This is a genomic window from Microcystis sp. M179S2 (assembly GCF_020245805.1).
Lineage (GTDB): Bacteria > Cyanobacteriota > Cyanobacteriia > Cyanobacteriales > Microcystaceae > Microcystis > Microcystis aeruginosa.
The window spans coordinates 1-9,451 of sequence record NZ_JADBUE010000188.1; the positions used below are offsets into that span (position 1 = coordinate 1).

Sequence of the window (9,451 nt, forward strand, 5' to 3'; positions counted from 1 at the left end):
GAAATGGGGCGAAAGTCTGTGGACTCTGTGTAAGACAGTACATGGTTTTTTAACTGTGGTATGCGACGGTGGTGGAAGCAGAAACTTAAATCGTGAGGTTTAGGAATCGCCGCACTTTTAGGGCGGCGAGGATGTCAATATCAACTTCCCTCCCAGATTTTTAAATAGGCATTTTCCATATTTTGAGCGAATTTTTTCCCTTGCCAGAGCGGGGCTGTGTCACGATTTCCTAACAGTTGATGGCTGATGTCTTGACGAAGGGAGCGATCGAGTCCTAATTTTACTCCCCAGTCGATATATTCTGCCTCATTCCAGCCAATTCCGGCTTCAATACCAGCATTAATCATAAAAGTATAACTATTGCGGGCGGAAAATTGTTCTCCTACCAATGTAACTAAAGGGATTCCTTGCCATAAAACTTCTAAGGTGGTGGTAGCACCATTGTAGGGATAGGTATCTAACACCACATCGGCAATCTGTAAATTAGCGCGATGGGTATATTCATCGATATCTCTCGGTAAAAACCGCAATCTTTGGGGATTAACTCCCTCCCGAATCGCTATTTCAGTAAATAATTCTTGAATTTTTTCAGTCTTACCGACTCCCTTAATCAGAAAATAACTATTAGGGACTTGTGCGAGAATTTTCATCTGAAGTTTAATGGTATCAGGATGGCGTTTCATGCCACTTTGTACGGAAAAATAGATGGTAGCATCGGGGGGAATTTCTAAATCTTCTCGACGGAGATTGGGAGTGCCGATTTCAAAACCATCCACTGCTAAATATGTCTCTGGTAAACGATAGATTTTTTCTCGATAATATTCCTCCGCTTGCTGGGGTAAAACGTAGGGATCGGCGATATAGTAATCAATAGTTGCTAATCCAGAAGCATCCCAACCTAACCAAGTCACTTGTTTTGCTGCGGGTTTCTGGGCCATAATCTGATTGGTGAGATTATGGGTTAAACTATCTAAATCTACTAGAATATCTATCTGATCCTGTTGAATTTGTTGGGCAACTTCTAGGGGATTTTGAGCGTAGGGAAAATGACGGATAATATCTCGGCTATCCCGGAACCATTGACGGGTAATTTCATCTTCTTCTTGGTTAATAGTATAGATGGCTATTTGCAATTTTTCTCGATCATGATGGTGAATTAACCAACGACTTAACCAACCGACGGAATGATGTTTTAAGGTACTGGCAAGATAACCAATTGTCAGTTTTTTTTGAGATTTTTTGATAGTAACCAAAGAAGTTTTTAAACTATTATTATCAAGGAAAATTTCGGCGATGCGATTAGTTAATTGTCGATTGGCTAAAGCTCGATCGCCTAGGTAGGGTAGGGGACTAGAAACATTGAGAAAGCTAGTTTTAATAATCGGTTCTAAAGTGATATTTTTCTGACGGGTTAATTCCTGTAATAAATCATGATATTCTTGATAAATATGATCAATTTCTTGCCAAACTCCCCAGCGCAAAAGTATTAACAAAATCAGATAATTACTGTATAACTTTAGGGTTGGAGTTAGACAAATTTCTCGGAATTGATAGGCAGTTATCAAAGAATTATCAAAGTCTTCTGCTAAAATATAGAGGTTAACCAATTGTTCCAAAAGACTCAGATCATTTGGTCTTAATTGCAGACAAAGTTTAATAATTTCCACTCCAAAAGTGGGACTTTGTTGCTCGTTGGTGACTCGTGCTGCTATCTGAAAAGCTTGCGGGATAAAACTATCGGCTAATTCCTCTAGGTAGGGTAAACTTGCTTGAGCTAAATCTAAAGTTAATTCATGGGGATATAAAAGACTTTTGAGAACTACATTTAAAAGCAATTCTCGATCGGGATTATATCTGAGATTCTCTTGAATAGGATAATTAAGTAGTTCTTCAGGATCAAATATTTCTAAATCTAAAGCTAAGTCGAATAAAGCTAATAAATTATTAATTGACTTGGGAACAATTTCCTGTAGATGATAGCGAAAATATTCTACAGCTGCCAGATCACCTTTTCTTTGTTGTCGTCGCGCTTCTGCGTCTAAAACTGCTTCTAATCCTGCTTGCCATTGCTTAACTTGTTCCAGATTACCTTCGCTTAAAATACTTTGCCACATTACCTGCGCTTCTGCTTCTAAATTTTGCAGAAGATAGGCAACTCCCAAGTACCAATAGTCAGAAACATTTTCAGGATTGTTATCGATTAGTTCCTCGTAGATTGCCGCAACTTGAGGATAATCTTCAGCAATTAAAGCTTGATAAGCGTCAGGATGCCACATAAATCAGTTATTAGTTTTTTGAGATAATATTTTCAGAAAATCTTGATGTTCTTGACTGGCTAAACCTTGCTGTAAAACTGTCAAAACCTGTCCCAAGTTACCCGCTAATAAAGCATTAACATTTAACCAAAGACCGGGGAAAACCTGCGAGTAAATTATCCCTCGACTATCGGGTTCAAGTTTAATATATTCTCCAGCATTTAATCGGAACCAATCTAATTGACGTTCATAAACTCGCCAAACAAGATATTCTTGCACTTGATTACGACGATAAACTCGCCATTTATTGTGGAGATCATAGGAAGCACTAGAAGCGGCGATTTCTACGATTAATTCCGGCGCACCTTCGATATAATCATCATCACTAATAGTTGATTGTCCAGCAATTTTAATTCTTAGTAAAGCATCTGGTTGTACTTCATTATCTGCATCCAGACGCACAGTAGTATTATCCGCAGACATCACCCCAATTGTGGCAGCTTTATAGACCCCTAACCAAGTTAAAATATCAGAATGAGGTTCTCCATGACTCCGCACTCGCACAGGAGAAGACATATAAACTATTCCTTCAATTAATTCGGCTTTTTTTATTTCAGAAAGGTTCTGATAACGGCACTCAAATTCCTGGCGACTTAGTTGATCCCCATTTTCTAAAGGAGGGGTTTTAGGGAGAGAATAAATAGGTTCAGAAGTGATCATTTTATTTGCCCCGAACAAGAGTAAATTCATCCTCCCCTAGTCCAGTGAAAAAGTGACAGTTAGGGGGATAAAGCTCAAAAATAATTGACTCATAAGTAGGTAGGCACAATTATTTGTAGGATGGGTTAGCGGTAGCGTAACATGAGCGGGCTTTGGGTTTCATGCTTCAACCCAACCTACGTTCTGGAAACTGTCAACTTAAAACTTACATCTGATAACTGATAACTGATAACTGATAACTGAAATTAAACCACTTTAGCGATAGCAACTTCTAGCTTATCCATAGCCTCATCTACTTCTGCTTCCGAGACAATTAAAGGAGGTACAAAACGGAGGACTTTCGGACCTGCGGGGGCAATTAATAAACCCTCGGCCAAGGCTGCATTAACAATAGTAGATGAAACCAACTCACTTTCTGAATTAATTTCCAGACCATTAATTAAACCCCAACCGCGCACATCGACAAATAGATGGGGATATTGAGAAGCAATCACGCGTAAACGGCTGCGTAACTGTTCCCCTCGCTGCTGGACATTTTCGAGAAGATGATCCCGTTCAATGGTTTGTAATACTGTTAAAGCTGAGGCACAAGCGAAAGGATTACCTCCAAAGGTACTCGCATGACTACCCGGTTCAAACACATCACAGAATTTTCTGCACATCATCGCACCGATGGGAATACCACCCGCTAAACCCTTAGCAGAAGTGAAAATATCCGGTTCCACTCCTAAATTCTCATAACCCCAGAGTTTACCAGTTCTTCCGACTCCCACCTGTACTTCATCAAAGACAAGCAAAATGTTATTTTCGTCGCAAATTTGCCGTAAACGTTGGAAATATTCGATATCCCCTGGACGAACTCCCCCTTCACCCTGCAAGGGTTCCAACATAATCGCAGCCACACGACGATTACCCTCATCGAGATCAGCGATCGCATTTTCCACCGCTTCGATATCATTATAGGGAATATAGGCAAACCCCGGCATCAGGGGTTCAAAGTCTTTTTGATACTTCGGTTGACCGGTTGCGGTGATGGTAGCTAAAGTCCGACCGTGAAAACTAGCGTGAGCGGTTAAAATAACCGGCTGTTCGAGGAAATCTAGCACCGTATGGGCATATTTTCGTACTAATTTAATCGCCGCTTCGTTCGCTTCCGCACCAGAATTACAGAAAAAGACTTTATCAGCGCAGGAATGATCGACAATCCATTTAGCTAGTTCCCCTTGTTCGGGAATATAGTATAAATTCGAGACATGATGGAGTTTTTGGATTTGCTGGCTAACCACTTCAATTAAAGCGGGGTGTGCGTGACCGAGGGTACAGGTGGCAATTCCCGCAACAAAATCAAGGTATTGTTTACCGGAAGTATCCCAGAGAAGACAGCCTAACCCTTTGGCGATCGCAATGGGAAAGCGACCATAAGTATTCATCACATAGCTGTTAAAACTATCTCGATCGAAGGGTTGATTCGGGTTTAAATTGGGAGTGGGATCAACTAGGGTTGGTTCTAAAAGGGTTTCTGGACTCACTGGGGAACTCCTGCGCGATTAGACTTGACACTCTCGCCGTCAAGCTAGGCTGTGACGGGAGATTCTTGCTTCTACTCCTCTTAACTAGACACAATCCGAAGACTATGCCCCCGTCAGACCGAATCCACAAGCGTTTTAGTTTAACGTCTACCGACTGCCCGGCGGCGGACGGCTCTGAATTTTATTTGTGGGCAGAATTGACCTTAGCCGTTAAGCTTCTATGCTGCTTGACCCGTCACCATTACATTTTCAAGGGCGATATTTGTTCCGAGGTACAAAGGAGCGGGAGGTTTCCGTGATCCCTTACGCGCTTTACCGCTTTCTGTATTCTAGCGAAATTCCTCGAAAGTGGAAACGCTACCGCGTTAGTTTCACTTTGGTCGCGAGAGGACTCCCGTTAAGCAAGGGCGGCTCTAACGGGAGATGAATCGCGACCTTGAGATAGGGGAAATTATAATCAAATCCGTCTGAGAAGGACGGGTTATTTAGATTAAAAACTGATTTTATTGTAATTTACTAGACAGTCTTAGGGGTGAATTTTGCTTGTCTATCAGTGAAGATAAATATCGTCGGCTGCGTCAGGAATTAATCGGGGGAATTTTTGCCCTGATTGTGGTATTTTTGCTGGGTACGCTTTGGTATCATCTGATCGAGGGTTGGAGTTGGCTAGATTCGGCCTATATGACGATTAGTACCCTCGCTACCGTCGGTTTTGGCGAAATTAATCCCCTAGGTGAACGGGGACGACTGTTTACAATGGTTTTGATCGTGATGGGAGTAATCACGATCGGTTATATTGTTAATCGCTTGACCGAAGCTTTAATTCAAGGCTATTTTCAAGAGGGACTCAAACAGAGACAGGAGAAACGCGTGATCGATCGACTATCAGAACACTATATCATCTGTGGTTTGGGTCGCACAGGTAGACAGGTGGCGATCGAATTTCACGCCGAAAATATTCCTTTTGTAGTTATTGATACAGACCCCCTACAGGTAAATCGGGCCAAAGAATTAAATTATATTGTTGTTCAAGGAGATGCCACCTTAGATAAATCTTTACAAATGGCAGGAATTGAACGCGCTATTTGTATTGTGGCCGCTTTAACTTCCGATGCGGAGAATTTATATACAGTTTTGTCTGCTAAAACTCTTAATCCGAAAATCCGCGCCATTGCTAGGGCCAGTACCGAGGAAGCAGTACAAAAATTACAACGGGCCGGGGCCGATGCGGTGGTATCTCCCTATATTACCGGTGGTAGAAGATTAGCGGCTGCAGCCCTACGACCCCAGGTGATGGATTTTGTTGATGGGATTTTAACTGGAACCGATCGATCGTTTTATATGGAAGAATTTTTAATCGATCCCAGGACTTGTCCCTGTGTGGGTTTAAGTCTTAGTCAAGCACATTTAAGATCTCGATCGGGGGCGTTAGTTTTGGCTATACGTCGCGCTGATGGTACGCTAATTGGGGGACCCACTGGCGATACGGAATTAATGGCCGGGGATCTGTTAATTTGTATGGGAACGGCCGAACAATTACGCAGTTTAACTCAGATTTTAATCCCCATGCGATCGGATGGTTTACGTTTACCGAAGCATTAGTTAGGGTTTGCGCCAAAAAGTTTGTAGGATGGGTTAGTGGTAGGGTAACATGAGCGGGTGTTGGGTTTCATGCTTCAACCCAACCTACGTTCTCTAGAAGACTTATCACCAATTTTCTTGAGCTTTCCCTTCCGTTTTGTTTAGACAAAATATAATAAATATTAGTGACAGCATGACCAGAAATATATCCTTGAGTTTTACCTGTCTTAACTGTATTTAATGCTTGTACAGATGCTGGAAAATGTGGTTCACGCTTACCCAAAACATCTAGCAATACATCACTGTCGAATAAGACTCGTTTCACCGATACTTCTCCACTAAATAATCAATATACGATTCTTTTGGGTCTTCTGGTCTTAAATCGACAACCCCCACTAAGTCTCTTGTCCAAGGATCAAGATCGCTTAAATCATCTGTTAGGGAATGAGAAGTAGTTTCTGAGGATACATTCTGACGAAAAACACGCCCATATTCTAATGCTTTCTCAAAATCCTCCTGATCAGAAATTGATCCAGAAAGATTATCTAACCAGTTTTCAGACGAAGATTTTTCAGTTTCCAAATCGACCAAACCTGTTAAATTTTGTGTAGAGGCATCAATATCATTGAAATTATCTGCTAGGGAATGAGAAGTAGTTTCTGAGGATACATTCTTAGGATTAAATCGCTCTTGAATTCTGAAAATTATTAAACTACTATAAGCTCTCAATTGGGTGACTAAAGATTTGTCAGTATCTTGGAAATATTCGGTTATAGTACGATTAGAAATTGAGAGAGTATTTTTAGCTCCCTGGTAAATTTGCTCTAGTTCTGAATCGGCAAACATATCAATAAACACATCTATCGTTTCCGAGAGAAGGTGTAAACCTTCCACCACTCTGATTAAATCGGCTTTTTCCTCACCAGTCTTTCCCTCATTGATCTGAGCAAGGCCGATAAATAATTGATTATAGGCAGTAATTTGATTAGTAAATTGGTCTATATATTGGATTAATTCCAGTGCCGAAACCTCATTCTTATACTGTTTCCATACCTGAAACCATAGTTGATTAATTTGACAAAATATATCGGCTCTTGCTTGATAAGTTTTAGAGTTATCCTTAACTTGCTCAAGTAAAATCTGAGTTTCTTGTAGTAAATTATCCAGTATTATCCGATCAGAATCCGTGACAATTTGATCGAGTTTATCTGTAATATCTTGCAGATTTTCTAACAAAAATTGTCCTAAATTTTCCCGTTCGAATGAACTTGGCAGACTATTCATCGTATTTACCTCCCCTAAGACTAACAATCAAACAGAAATGAGTAGTCAAAATAATCAGCCCTAAACCTCCATTATAACGATTTTGGGGTCTAAAGGGGTGATTACAGTTACTATAGCCTCTGAGGGAGATAGGGAGAGATCAGGCAGTAGCATTAATTTTTGTCAGCCTTTGATCCTACTTAGATAATTTGTACTATAATACTTTGTTAAAAGTTGAACCTCATATTGAAGTATCTGGTAAAAAAATGTCAAGTAGTAAAACTGGTATTGAATGGACGGACAAAACTTGGAATCCCACCACTGGTTGTACAAAGGTGAGTCCGGGGTGTCGTCATTGCTATGCAGAAGCAATAACAATGCGTTTTCCAGGAAGTTTTCCCACAGGTTTTAATTTTACTATTCATCCAGAAAGACTAGAACAGCCGAAAAAATGGCGCACACCGAGTCGAATTTTCGTCAATTCGATGAGTGATCTTTTTCATGAAGATTTAGACTTTGGCTATTTACAGGAAATCTTTGCGGTGATGCGAGACACTCCTTGGCATATTTATCAAATTTTGACTAAGCGCCCTCAAAAACTAGCAACTTTAGCAGATAAACTGGAATGGTCGGAAAATATCTGGATGGGTGTCTCTGTAGAAAGTCAGCAATATACCCATAGAATTGAGGCTTTAAAAACAGTACCAGCCAAAGTACGTTTTCTTTCCTGTGAACCTCTTTTAGGACCACTAAATCTGGATTTATCGCTGATTGATTGGGTTATTGTTGGCGGTGAATCAGGCTATCAACATCGTCCCATAGAGCCAGATTGGGTTAGGGAAATTTTGGCTCAAACCAGAGAATCTAAAGTCGCTTTTTTCTTTAAGCAATGGGGTGGTAACTATTCCAAAGCTGGTGGTAGAATGCTTGATGAGCGTATTTGGGATGAAATGCCTGCTGCTTGGAACGAACACAATGCTAAATGGACAATCAGAGCAGGTTCCTCCCTAAAAAAACTCTCAAAAAGTAAAGAACAAAATAATTTATTAACATTGACCTAAACAAAGTTATCGATATGAGTCAACGAGGGCAAGAAGGCGAAGATATTATTGGTAAATGGTCTGAGGATAAGTTAGATTTACTCGCTCAGTATCTCAACGCTTATTCTGTGATCATGAATAATCAAAAAACTCCCAAGAATCCCAGAAAAAAACCTTGGCTTAAAGCTTATTACTATATAGACGCTTTTGCTGGTTCCGTGAGACCAACAGCGAAGGAAGATGAACAACGATATATTGACGGTTCTCCCCTGCGTGCTTTGCGAACAGAACCACCATTTGATGGTTACTGGTTTATTGATGCTTCCCCTCAACGCACCGAACGTTTAGAACGTTTATGTGAGGAGTTTCCTGACCGTGAAATTCATGTCCGTCGGGGCGACTGTAACGATATTTTATGTAACGATATCATACCCAATTTATTGCTCAAGAAAAAATTTACTCAACGAGCATTTGTTTTTTTAGACCCCTATGGATTACAAGTAGATTGGCAAACTATCACTCAACTAGCAGAAACTAAAGCTTGCGATATTTTTATTAACTTTTCGTTGATGGGAGTTACTCGGCATTTGCCAAAGGATAAAGAACCAGAAACAGAGGCATTAGAACGGTTGAATAAAGTAATGGGTAACGTAGATTGGCTAGAGCAAATTTACCAACCACCACAAAATATTCAATTAAATTTGTTTGATAATCAAGAACCTAATGCCAGTCGTAACAAAATCTCTGCCGATAGATTAGCAGATTTATATACAGAAAGATTAAAAACACTTTTTCCCTGCGTTAGCAACCCAGTTATCATGAAAAATTCTAAGAAGGCCGCTTTATATGCTTTGTGCTTGGCCAGTCACAATGAAAAAGCCATTAAAATTACTAACGATCTTTTTAAACGTTACGAAAAAATGGCTCTTCGTTACCCTTTATGCTAAATCAACATACAAGATGCCAAGATAACATACTTCTAACCCAAAAATTCCGAAAGTTTCTAAAGCCATAGCCTCTCCGTTTTATTAGTTTAAGTTTATTGTTGATTCCCTCGACCACC

9 protein-coding genes are annotated in these 9,451 nt (G+C 40.3%); 3 read left to right on the forward strand and 6 right to left on the reverse strand.

All coding sequences use genetic code 11. The features are described from left to right. Nucleotides 1-140: 140 nt before the first annotated feature. The 3 genes from IM500_RS11730 to IM500_RS11740 form a co-directional block, all read right to left on the reverse strand. The gene (locus tag IM500_RS11730; RefSeq protein ID WP_190722703.1) at nucleotides 141-2,276 is read right to left on the reverse strand and encodes an O-linked N-acetylglucosamine transferase, SPINDLY family protein; all 2,136 of its coding nucleotides are present in this window, start codon (nucleotides 2,274-2,276) and stop codon (nucleotides 141-143) included. A 3-nt stretch (nucleotides 2,277-2,279) separates the two neighbouring features. Then, nucleotides 2,280-2,975: a Uma2 family endonuclease gene (locus IM500_RS11735; RefSeq protein ID WP_190722702.1), complete on the reverse strand. Its 696-nt coding sequence runs from the start codon at nucleotides 2,973-2,975 to the stop codon at nucleotides 2,280-2,282. Nucleotides 2,976-3,220: 245 nt separating this feature from the next. Continuing rightward, nucleotides 3,221-4,504, reverse strand: coding sequence for an aspartate aminotransferase family protein (locus IM500_RS11740; RefSeq protein ID WP_190722701.1), 1,284 nt, complete (start codon nucleotides 4,502-4,504; stop codon nucleotides 3,221-3,223). A 543-nt stretch (nucleotides 4,505-5,047) separates the two neighbouring features. On the opposite strand from IM500_RS11740, the gene IM500_RS11745 reads away from it, so the two are divergent. Then, nucleotides 5,048-6,106, forward strand: a complete 1,059-nt coding sequence (locus IM500_RS11745) for a potassium channel family protein (RefSeq protein ID WP_125732212.1) — start codon at nucleotides 5,048-5,050, stop codon at nucleotides 6,104-6,106. A 67-nt stretch (nucleotides 6,107-6,173) separates the two neighbouring features. On the opposite strand, the gene IM500_RS11750 is transcribed toward IM500_RS11745, so the two are convergent. Further along, complete coding sequence (locus IM500_RS11750) at nucleotides 6,174-6,410, reverse strand: type II toxin-antitoxin system VapC family toxin (RefSeq protein ID WP_002758952.1); 237 nt, start codon at nucleotides 6,408-6,410, stop codon at nucleotides 6,174-6,176. Then, on the reverse strand, nucleotides 6,407-7,369 hold the full coding sequence (locus tag IM500_RS11755) for a hypothetical protein (protein ID WP_190722700.1): 963 nt from the start codon (nucleotides 7,367-7,369) through the stop codon (nucleotides 6,407-6,409). The genes IM500_RS11750 and IM500_RS11755 overlap by 4 nt, the downstream gene beginning before the upstream one ends. A 245-nt stretch (nucleotides 7,370-7,614) precedes the next feature. Between IM500_RS11755 and IM500_RS11760 the strand changes: the two genes are divergently transcribed. Both IM500_RS11760 and IM500_RS11765 read left to right on the forward strand, forming a co-directional pair. Next, on the forward strand, nucleotides 7,615-8,409 hold the full coding sequence (locus IM500_RS11760; RefSeq protein WP_072926498.1) for a DUF5131 family protein: 795 nt from the start codon (nucleotides 7,615-7,617) through the stop codon (nucleotides 8,407-8,409). 14 nt (nucleotides 8,410-8,423) lie between these two features. Continuing rightward, nucleotides 8,424-9,335, forward strand: coding sequence for a three-Cys-motif partner protein TcmP (locus IM500_RS11765; RefSeq protein WP_287738489.1), 912 nt, complete (start codon nucleotides 8,424-8,426; stop codon nucleotides 9,333-9,335). A gap of 1 nt (nucleotide 9,336) precedes the next feature. On the opposite strand, the gene IM500_RS11770 is transcribed toward IM500_RS11765, so the two are convergent. After that, nucleotides 9,337-9,451 (reverse strand): transposase (locus tag IM500_RS11770; protein ID WP_130758671.1); only part of this gene is annotated, 115 nt, incomplete at its 5' end.